Consider the following 22,798-nt stretch of genomic DNA (forward strand, 5'->3'; position numbering starts at 1 on the left):
GTGTCGAGTCGATCGCGGCGTAATCCGCGCGGCATCAAGCGAAAGATGAGTAATTACAAACTCAGGCCACGGAAGCGGTCTGGCACGGAAAGGCTGAGGATCGAGGATCATATCCAAATCATTAAGTGAACAGTATTGCGCTTAGTCCGGATTATTCATCAATATGCTATTAGCGGATCGATTTGCCGGGCTCGCTGGAACTCGGTCCTCGGCCCTCTCCTCGAGATGCATTTAAAAGCACGCTGCGGGGTCCCGGATTTCCGGGTAAAAGCTGGCCTCAGCCTCCGCAGAGGAAGCACGGCGATCGCCCAGAGCCTCATGAAGGATCTCAGCCTGTTTGAATTCCTTCATTACGCCCAAGGGCTTTGATTTATTGGCAATTCTTAATGAAAACAGCTGGCAGGGCAGGTGAATTCGGGCGTCTCTGCCCGGCACTGGAACGGCAGGATGACGCCGATTGTCGAAAGGATTTTCCGTGCGATCGCCCGGGGCCAAACCGGAGGCGAGGAACGACCAAGTCGAGATTGTCATTATTGACTGACGCGGCCCGGGACAAAGCAAAGCAGATCAGAATGTCTTTTTAAAGGATCAGGCTGCAGCAGGTGACTCCTCCCTCGGCCTTGGCCAGCTCCGAGGCATCGACGACGCGGACCTGAATTCCGCGTGCCTCCAAACGCCTCCGCGTGGCCGGATACGCCGAAGGGAACACCACGCTGTCGCCGATCATGAGCGCGTTGGCTGCGGACGGCTCGTTGGGATCTACCTCGATCAACTGCATCGAATTGAATGCGCTACCGTCAACCCAATGAGGATTGATCAGCACCACGTTCTCGGCGACCTGCGTCACGGCAGACTTCAGGTGCAGGCAGCCCTTCACCTGCACACCGGTCACGGCGTAGCCGTAGCCCTGCAGCATTTCGTGCAATTGCCGGGTGGCCGCCTCGTTGCTTCTTTGCGAGAGGCCAACGAACAGGTTCCTGCCGAGGCGCAGCACATCTCCCCCATCAAGGACTCCCGGGGCTTCAACGCAGACCAGGTGCCGGTAGGGGCGCAGGGCATCTGCGACAGATCGAGTCTCCTGCCTTCGTATGACGGCTCCCGGCCGTGTGATCACCGCCAACTCATCCAACACGACAGCGGCATCCTCTACGAACACGGAGTCCGGGAGATCGGGTTCCTCGGGAAGGCGGTGCACCGAACAGCCTGCGGCACGCAGGCATTCCTCATAAAGACGATGCTGTATCCTGGCCAGGTCGATGTTGATCGGCTGGCGGGCCTGATAGGTGAGCTCGCACAATCCAATCTGCCGGCTGACCTCACGGGTGATCGCGAGACGCATATCTCAGCTACTCCATCGAATGAAACTGATCTCCTGTCGGAATGGCGGGCGCGGGGATCCCCTCATGGGTCCTTTGCCCGCCGCTGCCGCATCCGATGCTCTTGAATTGGATCATCCCTTTCCCGTCGATGATGAACTTCATTGGGATGCCTTCGACCGCATATGGACCAGGGTAAGGAGAGCGCGCAGATGTTAGTTCCCATTTTCAAGCCGAGGCAAGGATAATGTTGGGGCGCGCGGCCACAAAGGAATTGTCAAACGGTTGCGGCTCGGGTATTTTGACAACCTGCAGCGGCCGTGCTTTCCTATGCATGGAAAAGAGGAGAGGAGTCGCACATGGAACTTTTGGATGTGAACCGCAGCGTCGTGCTCATCATCGATCTTCAGGGCAAATTGATGGAAATGATTGAGCGGCCCGGCCTGGTTATTGCAGCGACAAAGAGGCTCCTGAAGCTGGCAGAACTGTTCAAAGTGCCTATCGTGATGACAGAGCAGTACCCGCAAGGCCTGGGAGGAACTCATTCCGAGATTCGCGCCGCTTTCGATGCGGTGAAAACACCCAAGTGGTATCTGGATAAAACGAGTTTCGGCTGTTGCGGCGATCCCGGTTTCGAAAACCTGTTCCGAGAGGCGAGGCCGGGTCTTGGAAGTGCGCAGCAGCAGATTGTCGTGGCGGGGATCGAGGCCCACATCTGCGTGATGCAGACGGTCATAGAGCTCCTGAGGCAGGGCAGCCAGGTCTATCTCTGCTGGGAGTGCATCAGCGGCCGCGGCGCGGAGTATCGCCGGCATGCGCTCGACCGCATGACCCAGGCGGGCGCCGTGCTCACCAACCATGAATCTGTCGCCTTCGAATGGGCGCAGGACAAAAATCATCCGCAGTTCAAGGCCATGAACGCCTTGTTCAAGGAGGGGCAACTGCTCGCATAATCGAAAATGGGGTTCAGCCTTGCTGCGGAGAGCATCAGAACCTGAAGGACGCGATGAGCACGAGAGACGATCGGGAAAAGTTTGATTCGGTGAAACCATCCGAAGGGTCCGGCGAAGTTCCTTCCGAGGACTTCATCCGCTCGCTGCCCAAGGTGGAGCTGCATTGCCATCTGGATGGATCCCTGCGCCTGGAGACAATATGGGAATTGGCGCAGAGCCGGGGCGTGTCGCTGCCGGCGAATTCGCTCGATGAATTGCATTCACTCTTCCTGCTGCCGAAGAAAACGCCGCGCAGTCTGGTTGAGTATCTGAAGCGCTTTGACTACACCCTCGCCGTGTTGCAGGACGCGGAAGCGCTGACCCGCGCCGCCTACGAACTGGCTCTGGATAATGCGGCGGAAAACATCCTTTACCTGGAAGTGCGCTATTCGCCCATTCTGCACACGCGCAAGGGAATGAAGTTGACCCAGGTGATGAACGCGGTCCTGGATGGGCTTGCCAGGGCGGAGCGGGAAGTCGACATCAAGACCGGCGTCATCGTTTGCGGCATTCGCAACATTTCGCCCGAGACTTCACTGCGCCTGGCTGAGCTGACTGTCGCCTACAAGCACCAGGGGGTTGTCGGATTCGACCTTGCCGGATTCGAAGACCAGTACCCGGCGAAAGACCACAACGAAGCTTTCTACCTGATCCGCAAAAACAACATCAACTGCACGGTGCATGCCGGGGAAGCTTACGGCCCGGATTCCATCAAACAGGCCCTCCACAACCTGAACACTCACCGCATCGGCCACGGTACGCGGTTGAAGGAAGACGGAGATCTGTTGAACTATGTCAACGATCACCGCATACCGTTGGAGATCTGCCTGACTTCGAATGTCCACACCGGGGCGGTCAAGTCACTGCAAGAGCACCCTCTGCGCCTGTATTACGATTGGGGATTGCGCCTCACGCTGAACACGGACAACAGGTTGATGTCCGAAACCACGCTCACGAAGGAGTACCTGACCGCCTGCCGCACCTTTGGCTTGACCGAGCAAGATCTGAAGAGCATCACCATCATGGGATTCAAGAGCGCGTTCATGTCCCATAAGAGCAAGGTCAGTCTTCTCGATCGGGTGCTGAGGATTCTGAACAAGAAACAAACACCTTTTTAGACGATCCCCATGAGTGAGGAAGTGCCGTAAAACAGAGACTTTGTCCGAAATGCCGAAAGGATGGTGGCAGGATGAGCAGGGAACGCCGGGAAACCATGCTTCGATTTCTGATGATCATCTCTCTCATAATATCGATCTTCGTCTTCAGTGCTTTCGCCTGGACACACTAGACCCCCGCCGCCAAGAAGCGCGTCCTCATGGTTTGGGGCGGGGCTATGCACGAACCCAGGCAGTGTGTGGATATTTTCGCCCCCTGGCTCATCGAACAGGGTTTTGACGTCGAGATTTCCCAGACGCTCGATTCCTATCTGGACGCCGAAAAGATGAAATCATTATCGCTCGTTGTCCAGTCCATCACCGCAGGCAAGATCACTGCGCAGCAGGAAAAAGGGCTTCTTGATGCGCTCAAGAACGGTGTGGGCATGGCCGGCTGGCACGGTGGCATGGCGGACTCCTTCCGGGGGGAGACGGAGTACGAGTTTATGGTCGGCGGCATCTGGGTGGCCCATCCGGGTGGCATCATCGATTACGAGGTCAGCATCACCAACCATGACGATCCCATCACCAGGGATCTGACCGATTTCAAGATGCATTCGGAGCAGTATTACCTGCTCGTCGATCCCAGTGTCGAGGTCCTGGCCACCACCGTGTTTTCAGGACAGGATGCCCCCTGGATCCAGGGCTCGGTCATGCCGGTCGTGTGGAAGAAGATGTACGGCAAGGGCCGGATTTTCTACTCATCGCTCGGCCACTCCGCAGCGGATTTCAACGTGCCGCAGGCGCGCGAGATCGTCAAGCGCGGCATGCTGTGGGCCGCGCGCGTTCCCGCTTCAGGCGACGATCCCAAAACGACCAATCCTTACCTGCCACTCCTCAAGAAATGAAGCGGCGGTTGTACATGGTGCACCGCAGCCGCGACGCAGAGGTCGGCGAGTGCCAGGGTAACCGATCGAACCGCCGTGTACGGACCCGTATGCACAGTGGTGTGGCAGGAGCTGGCGGGTGACCGTCGCCCCAATGCCGATCAACGATCGGCCCTGAGCCGCGGCGCTGCGTTATTTCAATCCAAGCTTCTTGCCCGCGGCGAGCAGGCCGATGGCCTCCTGCAGCCGCCTCATCTTCGTTTCTTGTTGCTTGGCGGAATCGATCCAAGCGATGTACATGCGCCGATATGATGGCGCGAGGCCCTCGAAATAGTTCCACGCTGTTGGGTGCCTTCTAAGTGCTTCTTGAATGTACTGTGGGACCATCGACGGCGACGGCCTTGGCGCATCACCGCTTCGATCAGTTGGAGCTCGGTTCAACCCAGCCGGCATCAACCGTCCGCTTGCCTTAAGCTGCGCATACCGTTTGCGATTGGCGGTCGACCACCTGCTGTCAGGCTTCCGAGGCGTGAACTTGCGGGCATACCGCCCCTCATCGAGACGCTTGATCAGGCTGTCGATCCAGCCGAAGCACAGGGCCTCATCGACGGCATCATCGTAGGCGATGGATGGCTGCCCGGTCTCACGCTTGTGGAATACAAGCCACACCTCCGATTCCAAATCGTGATGCTCGGCGAGCCACTTCCGCCATTCTTCGCAGCTCCGCACATCAAGGGTCTTCAAGGTCTTGAAGAGCATCTTTGCCTTCGATTGCCTGTCCACCCAACGCCGCGGCTAAGCTGCGGGGCGGCTTGGCGCGGACCGTGCGCAAGCACGGGCGGTTACGGGACGCACGGGCAGCTTCAACCGCTTGTCGGGCAGTCCTTGCATTACTTACACCGAGCCCTCAGCCTTCGGTCCCGGCGAGAGATCCGAAGGAACGAGGCGCGCGAAGACTATCGGATGGCCGCAGACCACGGAGGTATTCGCAGAGGTCCTCGGGAAAGACTCGCTCGGACGTCGTTTCGAGCTCCGCGAGCGACCACCAGCGCGCGGCGATGATGCCCTCGCGGCGATGCGCCTCTTGCACGGTTTCGGCGAGTGCGACGTCATGCCGTGATATTCGCATGAGGAAATAGCGCTCGACTTGCCGGACCGACTGGCCGCGGAATGTGAACTCCACGGTCCGGCACCAAAGCGGCGTGAGTGTCCCACCAGTGAGAGAGAGTTCTTCAGCCGCCTCCCGAGCAGCGGCCTCCTCGAAGGTTTCCTCGCCTTCGAGCCCACCGCCGGGCGTCGCCCACCACTTGAGCCGATCATCTTCGTACTGGAAGAGAAGGACACTGTTCTCGGGATCAATGACGAGCAGTCTAGCGGCTCGCCGTTGCAACGGATCCATCGCCCCCTCCTCGGTTGCCTAACATATAGCCGCTAACCTGCGAAGTCGGCCGCGAAGTGGGCCGGCTTCATCAGGTTCATCGGCAGGTTAGCCGGCCGCCTCCACCAGTTCGACGGCTGTCATTTGCACAGTCCCATCGCTGAGCTGTTTCGGTTCACATCTATGGATTGCTCCCGCGGGAAACTGCCAGGTTTCGTCGGTGACGTCCGCGTCCACACCCACGATTCTGAAAACTCCAGGTCCGAGTGGCCGGGCCTGGACCGGACGCCAAACATCCACGCCTTCGTTCAGAAGCGCCCCGAAGATCGTTACCGGTTCCGCCAGGTCTCGCCAATTTCGGTTGAACCAGCTTTGGACGCGCGACGCTACAGCTAGAAAATCGTAGTGCTTGGGCGATAGTCCGAAATGATCCCTGACCTCATCACGAAGATAGTCCGCGATGTTAGATGTAGATGCGCCGGCTTGGAGCTTTGTCAGAACCGGACCGACGAGGCAGTCATATTCGTCGCGCGGCCACCCGGGATCGTCCATCACTCCGATTGGATCCCACTCACACATCAGCGCGCGAAGCTCAGCGGTACGTTGCCTCAATTCGCGCTTGCTCAAGCTGGTGGTCGACATGTCCAAGGTCTTGCTAACTTGTAAGTAGGCTGACCAGCCTGGCACGCGGGGGGAAAAGCGAGGAACACAGCCGTGGCTGCCGGTCTTTTGGCGAATATAGATCTTGGGGATGAGGTTTGCAACGCCTTTTGTGTGCTCGATTTATCCCTGATATGCCCTGATTGGCTCAGCGATCAAAGGCCTCGGTTCCGGGCAGTGTAGCAGTTGCGAGAGACATCTCCCAAAACCTCAAAGCGCATCCGCCGGACTCCGGACTGCCCGAGACCCCCTTTGATGCAGTTCGCGGGTCCTCTCCGGATGCGCGCGCAAGGCATCCCTGGCACTGCTTGAGTGCATGGTCACGCGATACTTGCAGCCCTTGCCGTCCAGCACCGTAATCTCATTGCGCGCGAAGTCCACACTTTTCGCTCGCATTAGATAGTGTTTTCAAGCACTTGCCAAGCCCTCTTTATATGGTTCCGGAGGTCGCAGAGAGATACTTCGCAAAACAGGAATCTGCGTGTTCGCGGGGCAGATAAATGCCGGTTGCCATCTGCGGCTATCCACGATCATTTGCGGTTCAGGAATCGTTCCCAGAGAGGACGGTCGATGTATAGGGTCAGGAGAATATCGGGCCGGAGGCCATAGGTCTCGGTTTGGGCATGATCGCCCAGGATGCTCTCCAGTTTTTGCACATTTTCTTGCGAGGCGATGACAACCGGCACATGGTCGAACCCGCCCGCATCTGCCGGACTGGTCCAATATCCGACGTGCCGCAAGTCCCTCAAGTACCAGGGGAGGGGCCATTGCTCATAAGGGCCGGCGACAACCTTGACAAGCATATCCTTCCCATCCCCGTGAACGGCAGTCAGGTCGTGCACTCGTTTGACCAGGCGCAGGAAGTCGGAGCTCGTCTGAACGTAGGCATAGGGATTGCGCGGATCGGCGGGATAGGAATAATTCGCGCGCCAGTTCTCGAGGCCCAAATGACAGGATCCGGCCAGCAGCAGGATGAGCAAGAGGCTGCGCGCGAGGGGTGACCTGAGACTTTTCAGCAGAGCCGCCGCACCGCTTCCGGCCAGCAGAATCAGACCGGCATAGAAAGCCAGCAGGTTCCATGGCGTCTTGTAACTGAAGATGGAGAAGGCTGCGGCCGTGAAAAGAGAATACAGAAAGAAGTAGCGTGGCCAGAAACACTCTTCGGCATACGATATTTGGGCCGGCTCGATCTGATCCGGATCGCCAGCCGTGCGCGTTCGCCCGAAGGCGATGACCGTCCCCACCAGAGCAAGAACCAGTATCAGACCCTCCGTCCAGACCAGCCCGCCTGATGAGGAGTACACCAGCATTTGGAAATAATAGAACCAGGGATGCACATGGAGTCCCGGTTCTGTCCCGCGGGCGAAATAGTCTTTGAATGCCCGTACGGACTCGACGGTACTGCCTGGAGTCCGGAAGAAAGAGGAGTAAAAGACAAACGCGATGGACACAGCCACGCCCAGTCCTGCCAGGATGTGGACGATTCTGATACGGCGCGGATCGGCGTATGGATTTGAGAGGCGCGGGATTCCTATTGTCGAAATCATGGCAACAACGAAGGCCGCGCCTGCCGCCGCGAACATGACGACTGACGTTTCCTTCGTGGCGTAGGCCAGCCCGGCGCATGCGCCCGCAGCCAGTGCCGAGCCGGCTGCCGGGTGGAAGGCGTATCTCCCGAGCGCGATCAGGAATCCCAGAGAGAAGAAAACGAAGAGAGACTCCTGGATGTAGAACCGGCTGTAATAAGTAAGGGCCGGGGAGAGAGCCGCGAAAAACGCACTCAGGACGACCGCTTCCCGTCCCAGCTTCCTGGTCAGGAGACCGAAAAGCAAGAGCAGGCCGACGCCGAAAGCCGCGGGCACGGCTCTCAGCGTCCATTCATCCAATGCGCTCAGGGTCTTCTGGCCGCGGACCCAGGCAGCCGGCAGCGTCAGGTAGTATAGCGTCGGTCCGTGGTGGTCGTTCCTGTCGTATCGATACTCGCCGGTTTCCAGCAGTGTACCGAACTTGACTGCCTGGTTGGCCTCGTCATGGTGCATGGGCCGGCTGTCCAGGCGCCAGAGACGGAAGGCGAGCCCGACGAACAGGGCGGCCAGAAAAAATCTTAAGAAAGCGGCCTTGCTCATTTGATCGGCGTGCCGTAGATCTCCACTTCGACGTAGTGGTTCAGGTCGTTCGAGGTGTTCCCGTCAGAGTAGAGCCGGACGTAACGCCCCCTGATCCCTCTGGGATCGATGAGGCGCCCCTCGCTCACTTCGATGTATTCCTTGTCTTTGCCGATGCCGAGGCCGGAAGAGTTGTCGTGGTCGTTGTTGAAGGCTATGACCACCCCTTTGAGGAAGTCCTTGTCGTCCGAAACCTGGGCAATGACATCGCGGTAGACGCGGGCCTGGCTGTGATAGTGCCAAACCAGGATGGCGTTGAGTGCATAGGAAGCGCCAAGGTCAATCTGGATCCATTGCTTGCCGGGGCCGAGCTCTACGAAATAGCCGTCCCCCCCGGACTTCTCGCCATCTGTGACGAAGTTCAGCTCGCCGATGACCGGCTGCATGTCGCTCGATGTGACCGGCCGGTTCAGCGACAGGAGCCTGGTCCCCTTCGGTACGAAGAAAGGGCCACGAGGCTTGCCCGTGATGGGTTCGAGGTTCGGGCTCTTGATGTTGCTCGGCGTTCCGATGAACATCGGCTTGGGCAGTTGGAGCTTAAGCTCTTCCTTGGTAGGGTCTTGCTGGGAAAGTACCCAGGTCCCGGTAGCGGCGCCCAGCATCAAAACGAGGGGGATAACGAATTTTCCTGAACTGGTCTTCTTCATAACGCTCTTATCAAACCATGAAACCTACGAAATACGGGAAGGTTTTTTTGAGTGTTTCGTGCATTTCCCGGCCTGCTATTTTTTCATGTCCTTATCGAAGCGGACATCGGACGGGGAGAAGTTGATGTTACGGACGAACTCGAGGGATTCCTGCGCGCCAGACTCTCGGTCCATACCGTTGTCCTCCCATTCGACCGATAACGGCCCGGAGTAACCGGCCACGTTCAGCTCGCGGATGATCTCCTCGAAGTTCACGTCGCCGTGGCCAAGCGAGCGGAAATTCCAGCCGCGACGCAGGTCGCCGAAGGGGAGGTGTGAGCCCAGGATCCCGGATCTGCCGTCCAGGGTCACCCCCGCGTCTTTCATGTGGACATGGTAGATCCTCTTCGAGAACTCGCGGACAAACAGATGCGGCTCGAGCCCTTGCCAGATGAGATGGCTGGGATCGAAGTTGAAGCCGAGCGCCTGGCGGTCCTTGAACTTGGCCAGGAGCCGCTGCGCAGTGTAGAAGTCGAAGGCGATCTCCGTTGGATGAACCTCCAGGCCGAATCGGATGCCGCACCTGTCGAACTCGTCCAGGATGGGTGTCCAGAGTTTGACGATCCTGTCGAAACCGGCTTCGACCATTTCCTCCGTCGTGGACGGAAACGAGTACCACGCCTTCCAGATCGGCGAGCCCATGAATCCGTTGACAACATCACATCCCATGGATTTGGCGGCCCGCGCCGTGGCCTTCATTTCCTCGATCGCCCATTGACGCAGCTCCTCGGGCTTGCCCCTGACCCCGGCCGGGGCGAATCCGTCCAGGCGTTCATCGTATAAGTCCCCCACGCACTGGCCGGCAAGGTGGGCGCCGAGGGCCCAGCAGCCCAGCTTGTATTTCTGGAGCGTCTGCCGTTTCCTTTTCGCGTAGGCGGGGTCGTTTGCCGCTTTGCGAACATCCATGTGATCGCCCCAGCAGGCGATTTCGAGCCCGTCATAGCCCCAGGCGGATGCCTTTCTGCAGATCTCCTCGAATGGGAGGTCCGCCCATTGGCCGGTAAACAGGGTGACCGGTCTGCTCATCTCACTCTCCTCATGGGTGGAATGAAGAACCGCCGATTTTCCGGCGGGTGCACCCCAAACCTTACCATCGTGACGCCCACTTTCTTCAGCTCACCACAAAAGCACAACATTTTTTCTTCGTCGAAATTAAAACTTTACCCATACAGCTCCTTTTTGGGAGCTGTTGACGCACTTCTCGATGAATTTCACGCCCCGGATACCATCGTCGATGCCCGGGAAGTCGAGGTCGTCTTTAGTCAGGCTTTCCCCGGCCTTTTTCTTCTGGAGGGCCGTGAGGTACGTCGAGTAGATGTTGGCAAAGCACTCGAAGTAGCCTTCGGGATGTCCGGAGGGGAGGCGCGACCATTTCTGTGCTGCAGGGCACATCTTGTCCCGGCCGCGCGACAAACGGGCCGTGGGCTGGTCGACGTAGGCAACCCTGCAATAGTTGGGATTTTCCTGGGCCCATTCGAGCGAGGCCCTGGTTCCGTAGATCCGGACGCGAAATCCGTTGTCGTGGCCTACAGCGATCTGCGAGCTCCAATACAGGCCCTTCGCGCCGCCTGTGTACTCGATGAGGATCGAGGCATTGTCATCGAGGACGCGAGCCTCACCCACGTGATCGAGGCGAGCCAGAAGCGAACGGATCTCGAGACCCGTGAGGTGCGACACCATGTTCTCGATGTGGCTCCCGATGTCGCCGACGCAGTTGGAGATGCCGGCCCGCCTTGGGTCGGTCCGCCAGGCGGCCTGCTTCTGGCCGGTTTTTTCCAGGGGAGTAGCCAGCCAGTCCTGGGGATACTCAGCCGCAACGAACCGAATCGTTCCCAACTCACCCCTGGCGATCATCTCGCGCATGTGCCGCACGATCGGATACCCGGTGTAGGCGTAGGTGACACCGAATAGCAACCCTTTTTTTCTGGCCAGGACTCCGAGCGCCCGGGCATCGCGGCTCGAGGTGGCCAGCGGTTTCTCGCAAACGACGTGAATGCCGTTTTCGAGTGCGAGCCTGGCGATGGGGTAATGAGTATCATTGGGGGTGACGATGACGAGAAAATCGATCTTGTCGGGTCGTCTGGCCTCGGCTCTCATCATCTTCCGATAATCCTCATAGAGCCGGTCAGCCGGGAGGCCCCAGGATTCGCCTGTTTTGCGCGTGTTTTCAAAGTCGGTGGAAAAACATCCCGCAACCAGTTCGGCCAGTCCGTCCATGGCGATGGCTTTGCGGTGAACGCCGCCGATGAAGGCGCCCTTGCCCCCGCCGACCATTCCGTATTTGAGGCGAAAAGCCTTCGCCGCTGATTCCTGTCCTTCAATCATGCTCGACCTCCTTGCCGGCCGATTCGTATCTACAAGAGTCAGGATTTCAGGCGAGTTTTTGACTGTTGCAGATACAACTCCATGAAACAGGTCATTTGTTTGTGAGCCTGGGCTTGATTTTCTCAATCGCGGCTTGAGCTTCCGCCTTTACGGACGGATCTCCGAGGAGAATTCCCGCCAGATCGAGCGCTTCCGGACAAGCGAAGTTCGGCAGAACACCCAGGATGAGTTTCTTCTCCTCGGTGCGGGAGGACAGGACATAGACCTGCCTGAGGTCGGCGACGGCAGCTTCCGGCCTGCGGTATCTTGCCTGGCGGATCATCCTCAGCATTCCTTGAAGGGCCAGCAGTCGATGGGTTTCGTTCCTGGACTTCTGGGCAAGCTGGACGGCGTCGTCGAGCGCGCCCGTCGTCGGCCAGGCAGCGATGGCCCGGGCGGCCGCGTCCACGATCTCCTCGTTCTGGTCGTTGAGCGCCTGGCGCAGCAGCGGAAGAGCGCTGTCGTCGCCGATCCGGCTGAGAACGCGGTAGAGACGGGCACGAGCCTTCGGGTCTTGCTCGAAGATCAACTGGCCATTCGCATCCTTCTCACCGGCCAGCCGCGCCTTGACTGAGTTGGAGCGGCCGTCGGGATTGGCGATCTTCTGAGCCAGTGCGGCCGTTGTTGTCATGGCTTCCATTTGCTCCGATTCTTCGTCGCTCTTCACGAGAAGTGCCAGAACCGACGGCATATCCGAGGGTGTGCCGATCGCGCGCAGCGTTCTCAGGGCCTGGAGACGTACCCTCGGGGAGGCTGAACTCAGGAGCCCGGCGACTGTGCTTTTCGCCGTAAAGATGCGCCGTTCGGCAACCGCCAGAAGGATCTCTCCTTGAACATCATCCGACGGTCTTTGTGCCAACAAGGCGAGCAGGGTGTCGTCTGCCTGACGCCCTTTGAGCAGGCCGAGAGCATTGCGTGCTGCACCCTGCTCGGCCCCGCGGGCCTTGCTCGCCGACTCGAGCAGGAACGGTACGGTGGACGAATTTCCCACCGATTCAAGAGCTTTCAATGCCGCGATCCGGACTGCCGGCGCGCCGCTCCGTGCAGCCAGGAGCACAGCAGAAAGTACTCGTTCTTTCGGATACAGGGAGAGTACCGCCAGGAGCTTGATCTGGGCCGTTTCCTGCAAGCCGGGGAGAAGGCTGCAGACCGGACCGATGGCCTCGGGCTTGAAAACGTCCTTGATCTTGACGATGGCTGCTTCCTGCATGCTCACGTCGGAGCCCTTGAGCTGATCCATCAGAACCGCCGCGGACCGATCTCCCGCTACCGAAATCTTGCCGATCATGGCCGCCCTGCGAATTGGAACGGGAAGGGTCGGATCTCCCAGGAGCTTGTCATAGAGGCCGCTCGCGGCACGTTCGTTCTTCACCGCCATGAGCCCTTCGGCACACTTCATTATCGATGCGGCGACGATGGGCTTGAGGTTTGCCTGTGCTGCTGCGAGGTGCGTGACGAGCGGCCTGGCGGCCGTCTCGCCGCCGATCTCGCCCAGGGCGAGGGCCGCAGCGCCGGCATATTCGCCGTTGGGCTTGAGCAGGGAGACGAGGACTGCCACAGCCTCGTTGCATTTGCGGTCACCCAGGGCCGCGATGACGGCGGTCTTCATGGCGCCTTCGGTTTTCGACACGGTTTGAATGAGGACCTTGTCCGCGGCCGTTCCGGGGATTTTTTGCAGAGCATAGAGGGCCATGTCCGACGTATTCGGATCCAGAAGCATGGCTTGGAGGACAGGCACCGACTTATCGCTTCCGATCACGCGGAGCTGGCGGCAGACTGCCATTTTGGCGACCGGCGTCGCACTGGTCCCGAGGAATTCCAGGAGCCTTGTCTCACATTCGGCCCGTGCTGCCGGCGTATCCTTGCGGGCATAGACATAGTCGCGGAGCTTCCAGAACGGAGCCGAGTCGATGCCCCCGTCGAAGGACGAGATCTCTTTGAGGATCTGGTCCAGCGAGGCGGCGGCCGCCGGGATCTGTGCCCGCAAAGAAAATCCGGTTCCGGCGATGATGGCCAGGGCGGCGACGGCAGTTCCGATTTTGCTCATCCTTTTGTGGTATCGCATGGTCGCACCTTTCCTCACGCTGGGATCTGCCAAGGCTTCCTGTAGGAATGGCTGAGCAGTCGCTCCGCCTCCGGGTCGCCGATGATGGTTTCCGTCGCCGGGTTCCACTTTATCTTCCGGCCGGTTTCGATCGCGATGACGCCGAGATGGCCGACACTGGCAGAGCGGTGGGCAACCTCGGCTGGAGCGATAGTGGCCGCCCGGCTCCGGACGCAGTCGAGGAAGTTTTGGTAGTGGTCGCGGCTCCTGTAGAGCTTGATCTCGTTGGGGCCGATGACCTCGTTGACCAAGTGGGCGGGCTGGCTCTCGAATCCGCCGCGGTCGACCCACACCCAACCGTACTCGCCGATCCATTTCGTGCCGCTCTGGATTTCCGGGTAGCCCCCGGCAATGATGATGGGTGTGCCATCGCCGTAGAGCGTTTCAACCCAATAGCGGGTGGGGCTGTTGTAAATGCCGGTCGTGGGGAATTCGCCTTTGCCCCAAACCTCGACGGGCCCGGTGAGGTCGAACCCAAGGCCCCAATGAGCGATATCGAGGTGGTGGCCGATCCAGTCCATGAGCTGGCCACCGCCGAAGTCCATGTTCCAGCGCCAGTTCATGTGGACGCGGGCCTTGCAGTAAGGTGCAACCGGGGCCGGGCCGAGCCAGGTCTCGTAGTCTAGCTCAGGAGGTGGTGGTTCGATCTTTTCCTGTCCGAAGGTGCCGGCGAAGTCGTGATGGCCGTAAGGAAGGCCGACCTCGACGCGCTGGATTTTGCCGATACGGCCGTTTCGTACGATTTCACACGCCCGGTAAAAGTTGTCGGTGGATCGCTGCCAGCTTCCTGTCTGCCAGACGCGGCCGTAGCGCTTCACCGCGTTGCAGAGTGCGCGGCCCTCGCGCAGGCTGTGGGTGAAGGGCTTTTCGCCGTAGACATCCAGTCCGTTCCGGACCGCGGTGATGGACAAAATGGCATGCCAGTGATCGGGAATGGCCAGAGACACGGCGTTCAGATCGGCCCGGGCGAAAAGCTCGCGAAAGTCCTTGTAAGTGGCGCAGTCCTTGTTGCCGTACTTTTTGTTGACGGTGTCACGGGCCTCGGCCATGTGGATATCGTCCAGGTCACAGACTGCCACCCATTGGACCTCGTTCTTTCCCAGGAAATTTTGCATATTCCCAGGGCCCTGCATCCCGAAGCCGATGCCCGCCATGACGATCCGGTCGCTCGGCGGGACCGCACCATTCAAACCCAGCGCCGACGCCTTGATGATGGCCGGGAAGGCGGCCGCCCCGGCTGCAGCCAGGGGAACCTTGGTAAGGAAATCCCGGCGGCGCATCGATCGTTGCTTTTCCATTGTTTCCTTCCTTTTAGATAACAGGAGCAGAACCGAGAGGCATCATTTGCACTATCCCTTGGATTCCGGCGATTATAATCCGATGAAGCTGCATTCTCATCGACATTCTCATCGCATTCTTCGGTCGTTTTCGATTATCATGGCAGCCACGAGGCAAGGCCACAGAGAGCAAGCCGCAGATACACGCTGATGAACGCGGATGAGAATCGGCGTTTATCTGTGCCCATCCCCAGTTTCAATACAGGAAATGCGTATGAAACACACGACTGATCGAAGACAGTTCATCAAGAAGGCGGTGTGGGCTTCCGCCGGGCTCATGATTGTTCCGAGGCACGTGCTGGGCGGCACGGGCTATAGGGCACCGAGCGACCAACTCACCAAGGCGATCATCGGTGTAGGCGGCATGGGACGGGGGCACATACCTTACGAAGGGACCCGCCTGCTGGCCGTCTGCGATGTGGATCGGAATCACCTGAGGGAAGTGCTCGACAAGGCCGGTAAGGATGCAAGAGGGTACAGCGACTACCGCGAAGTTCTGGCGCGAAAAGACGTCGATATCGTGCACATCGCCACCCCGCCTCATTGGCATGCCCTGATGTCTGTCGAGGCCGTAAGGGCAGGGAAGGATGTATGGTGCGAAAAGCCGATGACCCGCACCATTGGAGAAGGCATCCGCGTCACCGATGAAGTGAACAAATACGGGCGGATGTTCCGGCTGAACACATGGTTTCGTTTCAAGGATACATTTTACGGCCTGGGCACGGATGTCAAGCCGCTGAAGAAGGTGGTTCAAAGCGGTGTATTGGGGTGGCCGCTGAAGGTCACTGTGAGTGGGGTTACCGGATATGACTGGAAGTTCTACTGGAGTGGCAGGACCGATCTTGTCCCCATGCCGGTGCCCCCCGAACTCGACTATGACATGTGGCTGGGCCCCGCTCCCTACAAGCCCTACAACCCGGAACGGGTGCATGCCAAATTCCGCGGTTATTGGGACTACGATGGGGGCGGCCTGGGCGACATGGGACAACATTATCTTGATCCCGTTCAATATTTGCTCGGCAAAGATGATACCAGCCCCGTTCGTGTGGATGTGGATGCGCCGCAACAGCATTACGACGCTGCCGGTTCCTGGAGGCGCATTGAGTACACATATGCCGACGGCTGCAAGATCATCCTGGACGGGGAAAATCGCGACACCGACGCTGCCTACATTGAAGGGCCCAACGGCAGGATCTATCGCGGGTTCAGGTCTGATATCCCCGATCTTCCCAGGCTGCTCGAAACCCTTCCGGATCCCGAACCCCAGATTGGAACCTTCTCCGATTCCGTGCGCACCCGCAAAAAATTCGCGCTGAACGAAATGAACGCCCATCGTTCCTGCACACTGGTCAATCTGGGCGTCATCGTCGTACGCTTGGGCCGGACGTTGCACTACGATCCTGTCGCCCAACGCTTCCGGGATGACGAAGTCGCCAACCGGCTTATTCATCAACCCATGCGAGCTCCTTGGGTCCTGTAGGTGCATTGGAGTCTGGAGACAGTTGAGCGCGCCGAAATCGGCGCGAACAAGGAAACGACGGCGATGGAAAAAACAAAGATCCGAATGCTCTCCCTTTCGCTCTTGCTTGTTTGTTTATTCGCGGCAGTGACGGCCTCACCCCAGGACAGGAGGACGCTTGCCACGAAGGTGGCCGACATCCTGGCGCAATTCCCTGCGACGAGTTCGACGCACCGCGACCGGCTCGCCGACGAGATTCTCAGTCTTGGCGAAACCGGTATCGCCGAATTCACGCGTCAACTGATTCCTGCCGGGTCGGGCAACGACACCGCCGTTCGCTTTGCCTTGAACTGCATGGCGGTCCATGCCGGCGAATTTGGGGCGGAACCGAAGCGGGCACTGGCGGAGAAAGCACTGATCGGAGCGCTTGCTACCGCCCCCGATCCCGAAGTGAAGACATTTCTCTTGAGCCAGCTGAGGCTCGTGGGTGGTGAGGAAGCTGTTAAAGCTGCGGCACCGTATCTGCTGGACGCTTCCTTGTTCGAACCTGCGACCCAGCTGATGCTTTCCGCGGGAAATGCTGCTGCCCGGCAAGCGCTTCGCAACGCGCTCAAAAAGGCGAAGGACGCCAACCAAGTCACTATTGTGAAAGCGCTGGGCGAGCTGAGGGTGGAGGAAGCGAACGACGCCATTCTTTCCCTGGCCGATGCCTCCGGTGTGCCCATGAGGAAAGCCGCCCTCGCCGCGCTGGCGCAGATCGCCAGTCCGAATTCCTTCAGCGCCTTGACGAAGGCCGCGCGCAAGGCCGGCTATCGCTATGATCCTGCGAACGCCACGAGCGCCCTGCTCAGTTACGCGAGAAACCTGGGCGAAAAAGGAAACATTGCACTCTGTGAAAAGGTTTGCCGGTTAATCCTGAAGAATTGTGCCGATGCGGAGCGCCTCCCCAACAGCTCCGCGGCCCTCGGGATTCTGGTGGAAAATCGCGGATACGAGGCGCTTCCGGATCTTCTCCGGGCAGTGGACAACAAAGACAAAGCTTATCGCAATGCGGCGCTGAACCTTGCAGAAGAAATCACCGGCGTGGCTGCCACGCGTCAGTGGCTTGCCAAGGCGCAAAGAGCGAACCCCCAGCTGCGTGCTGAAATCATCGGCATGCTCGGGCGCCAAGGGGACAGTCGGGCGCTGGGATTCATCCAATCATCCTTGAATGCGGCCGAACCGCAGGTCAGCCTGGCGGCCGCGGAATCGCTCGCCCGGATGAAGAAAGCAGATGCCGCAGCGGACCTCCTCCCCCTGCTCAAAACCAGGCAGGGAGAAGACGCCCGCCGCATTGCCGACATTCTGCTTTGGATCCTGGACGAACGGCATCTCGACCCGCTCGTCTCCATGATGGACACGCTGCCGCCCGCCGCGAAAGCAGGCGCGATCGGTGTGGTTGCAGCCAAAGGTGGAAAGCGATACTTTGAAAAAATCTTCGCGCTGACCTCAGATCAAAATGCTGAAATCAGAGCGGCTGCCTTTGCGGCGCTTAAGAGTCTGGCAGGCGCGAACGATCTCCCTGTCCTCCTCCGCTTGCTCGATTCCACCAGCGAACCTGCTCTGATCAAGGAAGTTCAGCCGGCCCTGGTCAGAGCCGTCAACCAGGCGGAACCTGCACAGACACGGTCCCGGGCATTGCTCGAGGCAATGAAAACATCTCCACGCCCGGAGTTGATTCTGGAAATCCTGCCGCAGATTGGAGGAGCGGAATCCTTGCGTGCCGTGGCCGAACAATTTGATCAACCCGACACCAGACGCAAAGACGTTGCCTTCCGTGCTCTCGTACAATGGAAGGATCCGGAGGCCGCACAACGGTTATATGCCGTCGTTGCCGGCGGGAACGCAAAATATCGCGACCAGGCGTTCACCGGCTTCTTGCGGCAAATCGGTTCTTCCTCTCTGACGGCAGATCAAAAACTGCTTCAATTCCGCAAGATTCTCCCCTTTGCATCCAGGACCAGCGAGCGCCGATCGCTCATCCGAGCGATGGAAGGGACAAAGACCTTTCAGAGCCTCCTGGTTGTGGCTCGTTACCTGGACGATCCGGATCTCGCCAACGATGCAGCCGGAGCCGCCATGCGAATTGCCTTGCCCTCCTCCGGAGGCCGGGACGGATTGAGGGGGACCGTAGTCCGTGGGATTCTGAGCAAGGTGGTGCAGATTTTGAGCGGTCCGGAGAGCGAGTACGATAAAGAGAACATTCGCGGCTATCTGGCTGCCATGCCGCAGGACGAAGGCTTTGTGCCTCTTTTCAACGGCAAGGATCTCGCCGGATGGAAAGGGCTTGTGGAAAATCCGATTGCCCGAGCCAAAATGAGCCCTCAAGAGCTGGCGGTAAAACAAGCGGAAGCCGATCAAAAAATGCGCTCCAACTGGGGTACGCGCGACGGCACTATCGTCTTCAACGGCAGCGGAGACAACCTCTGCTCCGTCAAAGACTATGGTGACTTCGAGATGCTGGTGGATTGGAGAATCACCAAAGACGGCGACAGCGGAATCTATCTGCGCGGCTCGCCGCAGGTGCAAATATGGGATCCGGCCCGCGTCGATGTCGGCGCGCAAGTCGGCTCAGGCGGGCTGTATAACAATCAGAAGAATCCCGGCAAGCCCTTGCTGCGAGCCGATAATCCCGTCGGGGAGTGGAACACGTTCCGCATCGCCATGATTGGGGAAAAGGTGACTGTGTACCTCAACGGCATCAAGGTGGTCGACAGCGTGGTCCTGGAAAATTACTGGGATCGGAAGCAAGCCATTTTCCCTCGCGGCCCGATCGAACTTCAAGCCCACGGCACGGATCTGGCATTCCGCGATGTGTATGTGCGTGAGATTTCAGACACCGAGTACAGTTTGACCGACGAGGAAAGGACCGACGGATTCGCCTCTCTTTTCAACGGACGCGACTTGGGGGGCTGGGTCGGCAACAAAGGCGGCTACAAGGTGGAAGAGGGTATCATGGTCTACCAGCCGACAGCTGAGAATCGCGGCAACCTGTATACGGAAAGAGAGTACGGAGATTTTCAGCTCCGGTTTGAATTCCAGCTGACTCCCGGTGCCAACAACGGTGTGGGCATTCGCGCGCCGCTCGAAGGCGATGCCGCGTACGTGGGAATGGAAATCCAGATTCTCGATGACACTGCGCCGGTCTATGCCGATCTTCAAGCGTATCAATATCACGGTTCAGTGTATGGGGTGATACCCGCCAAGCGCGGCTTTTTGAAGCCGGTGGGCGAGTGGAACTCCGAACAGATCATCGCGAAAGGCTCCAGGATTCAGGTGATATTGAACGGCACGGCAATAGTCGACGGTGATATTCTGGAGGCCAGTAAAAACGGCACGATCGACCACCAACAGCACCCTGGTTTGCAGCGCCTTTCCGGACACATCGGCTGGTTGAGCCACGACTCCGTTGTCCGCTTCCGAAACATTCGGGTGAAAGATCTGTCACCCGCGAAGCGATAGCCGCCTGGCGTATCTGCAGCTCCCGGCGCCCTGGGGTCCTGGTGGTTCATGAGGCTTCATAACCGCCAGGACTCCAGGAAAAGCGGTTGCGGCAACGCCGCTCCAATTCATTCGCGGCTGGACTCTTCAGAAATCGGGATCGGTGATTTTCTTTTCCGTCCAGGTTCCGTATTTTTCGAGCTGTTTCTTGATGTCGGCGGCCTTGCCGACCACGACCAGGACGAAATCGGTTTCAGGAATAAGCTTCGCGGCGGCATCCCGGGCTGCCGCCTGCGATACCTTTTGAATGTTCGCAAGGTATTTATCGTAGTAGTCAAATCCCAGATTATAGAACACGAGCCTGACATAGGCCGTGGCCTTGCTGGCGTTGGCTTCGAGGGTCGGGGGAAACTGGCCCTGAATATAGTTACGCGCGCTCTCGATCTCCTCCGGTGCGAAACCATCCTTGCGCACCTTCTTCAGCAGGTCAAAGGTGATATCGAGCATCTCCCCGATCTTCTCGTTCCGGGTATACGAGTTCGCGGTGAAAAGACCGCCGATGGTCCACGTCTGGAAACTGCTGCCTGCACCGTAGGTCAATCCTCGCTTGATGCGGAGTTCGGTGCTCAGCCAGGATGTGAAACGGCCCCCGAACAGCGTGTTCATGACCGCAGCCTGGGGTGTAACTGCATCGCCCATGGGGTAACCGGGGGCGCCCAGCATCCAGTACGCCTGCGTGGCATCGGGCTTGTCGATCAGGAGAAGTTTAGGCCCCTTCGGCTTGGGCAAGGCAGGAATCGTCGTCAGCGGGGCCGCGGCGCCCGTGCCGTTCCATGCTCCGACCGTCGCGTTTAAAAGCTCGAGGAGTTTCTCTTTGTCGATATCACCGACTACCGCAACGACGCCTCTCTCAGGACGGAGATATCTCTGGTAATAGCTTCTGACGTCGGCCACGGTAATTCGCTTGAGCGAGGTTTCCGTGCCTGAAGCCAGATGTCCCATCGGGTGGGAGCCGAAGTAGGCTTTCTGGAAATAATATCGAACGGCGGCGCCGGGATTGTCCTTGACGGATTTGAGGCTGTCGATCCGCGTTTTGCGCTCCTTGGTGAATTCCTCCTCCTTGAACGAGGGATTTCTGAGACAGTCCGCCGCGATTTCCAGCAGCTTCGGAAAATGCTCGGCGATGCTTTCGCCGCTGACAGCGGCATACTCATCCCCCCCGGAGATGCTGAACCTGGCGCCCATGAAATCAACCGCTTCTGCGATGGCATCCGCATCGCGGCTGGTCGTGCCTTTGAGCATGAGAGTGGCCGTGAGACTGGCCACACCCTCGAGCTCGGCCGGCTCATCCGCATAGCCGGCACCTTTAATCCACATCCGGAAGCTGATCAGAGGGAGATCCGTGTTTTTCAGATAGTAGACCGTGATGCCGTTTTTGAGGATCAGCTTCTCAGGAGAAGCGAGAAAAGCGCCCCGGGCAAAGCTGGCCGCCATCATCAAAAGGGCCGCGCATATCGTTATCTTGGCCGCGGTCTTCATTTCGCACCTCCTTCGGGGATGAGCTTCCCGACGGTTTTGTTGTTTTCCGTGAGATATTTTCTGGTCGCTTCCCGGATCTGGTCCCGTTGGACTGCCACATATTTGTCCATCTGCGTGAAGAGCGCTTCGAAGCTCCCGTAAAGGATTTCTGCCTCACCCAGTTGATTGGCTTTGCCCGAGATCGTTTGCAGCCCGAAGTAGAATTGGCTGCGGACCATATTCAAGGCTTTCTGATACTCCTGCTCCGTAATCCCTGCGCTTTTTACCTTGCCCAGTTCTTCTTCAATCACGGCCTCGATCCTGTTCAGGTCGGCGCCGGGACGGGGCTTGACGCTGATGGTGAACAGTTGCGGATCGATCGTTTCACTGATCCCACCTCCCACGCTGATGGCCAGCTGTTCATCGCGAACGAGACGTTTGTAGAGACGGCTGCTTTGGCCGTTCATCAGAACCAGATCCAATATCGAGAGCGGATAAAAATCTGTGGAAGTACAGTTCGGCGCGTGGAAGACCATTTCGAAAGACGGGGCCTGTGCCTCTTTGCGAATCAGGACGGTCTTGGGTCCCATCTGCGGTGGCTCGACCGTCGTCACCGCAGGTGGCGGCGGTCCGGCCGGGATGCCGCTGTAATATTTCCTGATGAGTTCCAGAGCCCTGGTGCTGTTGATATCGCCCACTACTATGAGCACGGCATTGTTGGGGGAATAATACGTGCGATAGTAATTCATGATGTCGTCGCGCTTCCAGCTCTGGATGTCGCTCATCCAGCCGATGACGTCCCAGTGGTAGGGATGGGCCATGATGGCCGTGGCCCGCACATTCTCAGAGAGGATGGAGTCGTTGTTGTTTTCGACGCTCATGCGTCGCTCGGAGGCGACAACGCCCCGCTCCGACTCGAGGACCTGCGGATCCAGGAGTAAGCCCTGCATGCGGTCGGACTCCATTTCGATCATGGGCTCGAGCGCCGCAGCCGGGAACCAGTCGGTATAGCCCGTCATGTCATCGCCGGTGAAGGCGTTGTTGGAGCCGCCGGAGAACTCCATTTTCCGGTCGAACTCGCCTGGGCCGAACTTCTTGGTCCCGTTAAACATCATGTGCTCGATAAAATGGGATACTCCTGTGATTCCCGGGCGCTCGTTGCGGGATCCGACATGGAAGAAGGTGTATAGAGCCACGTTGGGGATGTCGTGATCTTCCAGAAGCAGGATCTTTAAACCGTTGTCCAGCTTGTAGACTTTTACGTCCTCCTTGCGGAATGCCGCCGGAAGCAGCAGCGCACAAGACAGGATCATAAAAGGAACCAGAATCAGCCTCTTTCTCATTCCAGACCTCCTTAT

General features: G+C 58.6%; 17 protein-coding genes. 5 read left to right on the forward strand and 12 right to left on the reverse strand.

The genetic code is table 11. The features are described 5' to 3' along the window. Nucleotides 1-580: 580 nt before the first annotated feature. Complete coding sequence (locus LAP85_12180; protein ID MBZ5497153.1) at nucleotides 581-1,339, reverse strand: dimethylargininase; 759 nt, start codon at nucleotides 1,337-1,339, stop codon at nucleotides 581-583. Between the two features lie 336 nt (nucleotides 1,340-1,675). On the opposite strand from LAP85_12180, the gene LAP85_12185 reads away from it, so the two are divergent. The 3 genes from LAP85_12185 to LAP85_12195 all read left to right on the forward strand — a co-directional run bounded on the left by LAP85_12185 (nucleotide 1,676) and on the right by LAP85_12195 (nucleotide 4,310). Further along, nucleotides 1,676-2,269, forward strand: a complete 594-nt coding sequence (locus LAP85_12185; GenBank protein ID MBZ5497154.1) for an isochorismatase family protein — start codon at nucleotides 1,676-1,678, stop codon at nucleotides 2,267-2,269. Nucleotides 2,270-2,322: 53 nt separating this feature from the next. Next, nucleotides 2,323-3,426, forward strand: a complete 1,104-nt coding sequence (gene add / locus LAP85_12190; GenBank protein ID MBZ5497155.1) for an adenosine deaminase — start codon at nucleotides 2,323-2,325, stop codon at nucleotides 3,424-3,426. Nucleotides 3,427-3,623: 197 nt separating this feature from the next. Further along, nucleotides 3,624-4,310: a ThuA domain-containing protein gene (locus tag LAP85_12195; protein ID MBZ5497156.1), complete on the forward strand. Its 687-nt coding sequence runs from the start codon at nucleotides 3,624-3,626 to the stop codon at nucleotides 4,308-4,310. Between the two features lie 171 nt (nucleotides 4,311-4,481). Here LAP85_12195 and LAP85_12200 read toward each other — a convergent pair whose 3' ends face one another. The 9 genes from LAP85_12200 to LAP85_12240 all read right to left on the reverse strand — a co-directional run bounded on the left by LAP85_12200 (nucleotide 4,482) and on the right by LAP85_12240 (nucleotide 14,926). After that, nucleotides 4,482-5,048 (reverse strand): YdeI/OmpD-associated family protein, encoded by a 567-nt coding sequence (locus LAP85_12200; protein MBZ5497157.1) that lies wholly within the window; start codon nucleotides 5,046-5,048, stop codon nucleotides 4,482-4,484. A 148-nt stretch (nucleotides 5,049-5,196) separates the two neighbouring features. Further along, nucleotides 5,197-5,688: an NUDIX domain-containing protein gene (locus LAP85_12205; protein MBZ5497158.1), complete on the reverse strand. Its 492-nt coding sequence runs from the start codon at nucleotides 5,686-5,688 to the stop codon at nucleotides 5,197-5,199. 87 nt (nucleotides 5,689-5,775) lie between these two features. Next, nucleotides 5,776-6,309 (reverse strand): hypothetical protein, encoded by a 534-nt coding sequence (locus LAP85_12210; protein MBZ5497159.1) that lies wholly within the window; start codon nucleotides 6,307-6,309, stop codon nucleotides 5,776-5,778. Between the two features lie 548 nt (nucleotides 6,310-6,857). After that, nucleotides 6,858-8,453 carry a TIGR03663 family protein gene (locus tag LAP85_12215; GenBank protein MBZ5497160.1) on the reverse strand — a complete coding sequence of 532 codons (1,596 nt, stop codon included), beginning with the start codon at nucleotides 8,451-8,453 and terminating at the stop codon, nucleotides 6,858-6,860. Then, the gene (locus LAP85_12220; GenBank protein MBZ5497161.1) at nucleotides 8,450-9,010 is read right to left on the reverse strand and encodes a discoidin domain-containing protein; all 561 of its coding nucleotides are present in this window, start codon (nucleotides 9,008-9,010) and stop codon (nucleotides 8,450-8,452) included. Before LAP85_12220 ends, LAP85_12215 begins: the two co-directional genes overlap by 4 nt. A gap of 204 nt (nucleotides 9,011-9,214) precedes the next feature. Further along, a complete protein-coding gene (locus LAP85_12225) occupies nucleotides 9,215-10,204 on the reverse strand; it encodes a sugar phosphate isomerase/epimerase (GenBank protein ID MBZ5497162.1) in 990 nt (329 codons plus the stop codon). A gap of 126 nt (nucleotides 10,205-10,330) precedes the next feature. Next, on the reverse strand, nucleotides 10,331-11,503 hold the full coding sequence (locus LAP85_12230) for a Gfo/Idh/MocA family oxidoreductase (GenBank protein MBZ5497163.1): 1,173 nt from the start codon (nucleotides 11,501-11,503) through the stop codon (nucleotides 10,331-10,333). 91 nt (nucleotides 11,504-11,594) lie between these two features. Further along, nucleotides 11,595-13,607 carry a HEAT repeat domain-containing protein gene (locus LAP85_12235; GenBank protein ID MBZ5497164.1) on the reverse strand — a complete coding sequence of 671 codons (2,013 nt, stop codon included), beginning with the start codon at nucleotides 13,605-13,607 and terminating at the stop codon, nucleotides 11,595-11,597. Nucleotides 13,608-13,621: 14 nt separating this feature from the next. Then, nucleotides 13,622-14,926: a Gfo/Idh/MocA family oxidoreductase gene (locus LAP85_12240; GenBank protein ID MBZ5497165.1), complete on the reverse strand. Its 1,305-nt coding sequence runs from the start codon at nucleotides 14,924-14,926 to the stop codon at nucleotides 13,622-13,624. Between the two features lie 265 nt (nucleotides 14,927-15,191). Here LAP85_12240 and LAP85_12245 point away from each other — a divergent pair, with 265 nt between their 5' ends. Both LAP85_12245 and LAP85_12250 read left to right on the forward strand, forming a co-directional pair. Next, nucleotides 15,192-16,463 (forward strand): Gfo/Idh/MocA family oxidoreductase, encoded by a 1,272-nt coding sequence (locus LAP85_12245; protein ID MBZ5497166.1) that lies wholly within the window; start codon nucleotides 15,192-15,194, stop codon nucleotides 16,461-16,463. Nucleotides 16,464-16,526: 63 nt separating this feature from the next. Next, nucleotides 16,527-19,943 (forward strand): DUF1080 domain-containing protein, encoded by a 3,417-nt coding sequence (locus LAP85_12250; protein MBZ5497167.1) that lies wholly within the window; start codon nucleotides 16,527-16,529, stop codon nucleotides 19,941-19,943. Nucleotides 19,944-20,069: 126 nt separating this feature from the next. Here the strand turns inward: LAP85_12250 and LAP85_12255 are convergent, their stop codons facing one another. Both LAP85_12255 and LAP85_12260 read right to left on the reverse strand, forming a co-directional pair. Beyond that, nucleotides 20,070-21,461 carry an insulinase family protein gene (locus LAP85_12255; GenBank protein MBZ5497168.1) on the reverse strand — a complete coding sequence of 464 codons (1,392 nt, stop codon included), beginning with the start codon at nucleotides 21,459-21,461 and terminating at the stop codon, nucleotides 20,070-20,072. After that, nucleotides 21,458-22,783: an insulinase family protein gene (locus LAP85_12260; GenBank protein MBZ5497169.1), complete on the reverse strand. Its 1,326-nt coding sequence runs from the start codon at nucleotides 22,781-22,783 to the stop codon at nucleotides 21,458-21,460. The genes LAP85_12255 and LAP85_12260 overlap by 4 nt, the downstream gene beginning before the upstream one ends. Nucleotides 22,784-22,798: the final 15 nt, after the last annotated feature.

The sequence above is a fragment of the Terriglobia bacterium genome (assembly GCA_020072565.1).
GTDB lineage: Bacteria > Acidobacteriota > UBA6911 > UBA6911 > UBA6911 > JAFNAG01.

Coding starts and splice junctions, on each gene's coding strand:
- LAP85_12180 (MBZ5497153.1), bottom strand. CDS start 1,339: ATGCGTCTCGCGATCACCCGTGAGGTCAGCCGGCAGATTGGATTGTGC.
- LAP85_12185 (MBZ5497154.1), top strand. CDS start 1,676: ATGGAACTTTTGGATGTGAACCGCAGCGTCGTGCTCATCATCGATCTT.
- add (MBZ5497155.1), top strand. CDS start 2,323: ATGAGCACGAGAGACGATCGGGAAAAGTTTGATTCGGTGAAACCATCC.
- LAP85_12195 (MBZ5497156.1), top strand. CDS start 3,624: ATGGTTTGGGGCGGGGCTATGCACGAACCCAGGCAGTGTGTGGATATT.
- LAP85_12200 (MBZ5497157.1), bottom strand. CDS start 5,048: ATGCTCTTCAAGACCTTGAAGACCCTTGATGTGCGGAGCTGCGAAGAA.
- LAP85_12205 (MBZ5497158.1), bottom strand. CDS start 5,688: ATGGATCCGTTGCAACGGCGAGCCGCTAGACTGCTCGTCATTGATCCC.
- LAP85_12210 (MBZ5497159.1), bottom strand. CDS start 6,309: ATGTCGACCACCAGCTTGAGCAAGCGCGAATTGAGGCAACGTACCGCT.
- LAP85_12215 (MBZ5497160.1), bottom strand. CDS start 8,453: ATGAGCAAGGCCGCTTTCTTAAGATTTTTTCTGGCCGCCCTGTTCGTC.
- LAP85_12220 (MBZ5497161.1), bottom strand. CDS start 9,010: ATGTTCATCGGAACGCCGAGCAACATCAAGAGCCCGAACCTCGAACCC.
- LAP85_12225 (MBZ5497162.1), bottom strand. CDS start 10,204: ATGAGCAGACCGGTCACCCTGTTTACCGGCCAATGGGCGGACCTCCCA.
- LAP85_12230 (MBZ5497163.1), bottom strand. CDS start 11,503: ATGATTGAAGGACAGGAATCAGCGGCGAAGGCTTTTCGCCTCAAATAC.
- LAP85_12235 (MBZ5497164.1), bottom strand. CDS start 13,607: ATGCGATACCACAAAAGGATGAGCAAAATCGGAACTGCCGTCGCCGCC.
- LAP85_12240 (MBZ5497165.1), bottom strand. CDS start 14,926: ATGCGCCGCCGGGATTTCCTTACCAAGGTTCCCCTGGCTGCAGCCGGG.
- LAP85_12245 (MBZ5497166.1), top strand. CDS start 15,192: ATGCGTATGAAACACACGACTGATCGAAGACAGTTCATCAAGAAGGCG.
- LAP85_12250 (MBZ5497167.1), top strand. CDS start 16,527: ATGGAAAAAACAAAGATCCGAATGCTCTCCCTTTCGCTCTTGCTTGTT.
- LAP85_12255 (MBZ5497168.1), bottom strand. CDS start 21,461: ATGAAGACCGCGGCCAAGATAACGATATGCGCGGCCCTTTTGATGATG.
- LAP85_12260 (MBZ5497169.1), bottom strand. CDS start 22,783: ATGAGAAAGAGGCTGATTCTGGTTCCTTTTATGATCCTGTCTTGTGCG.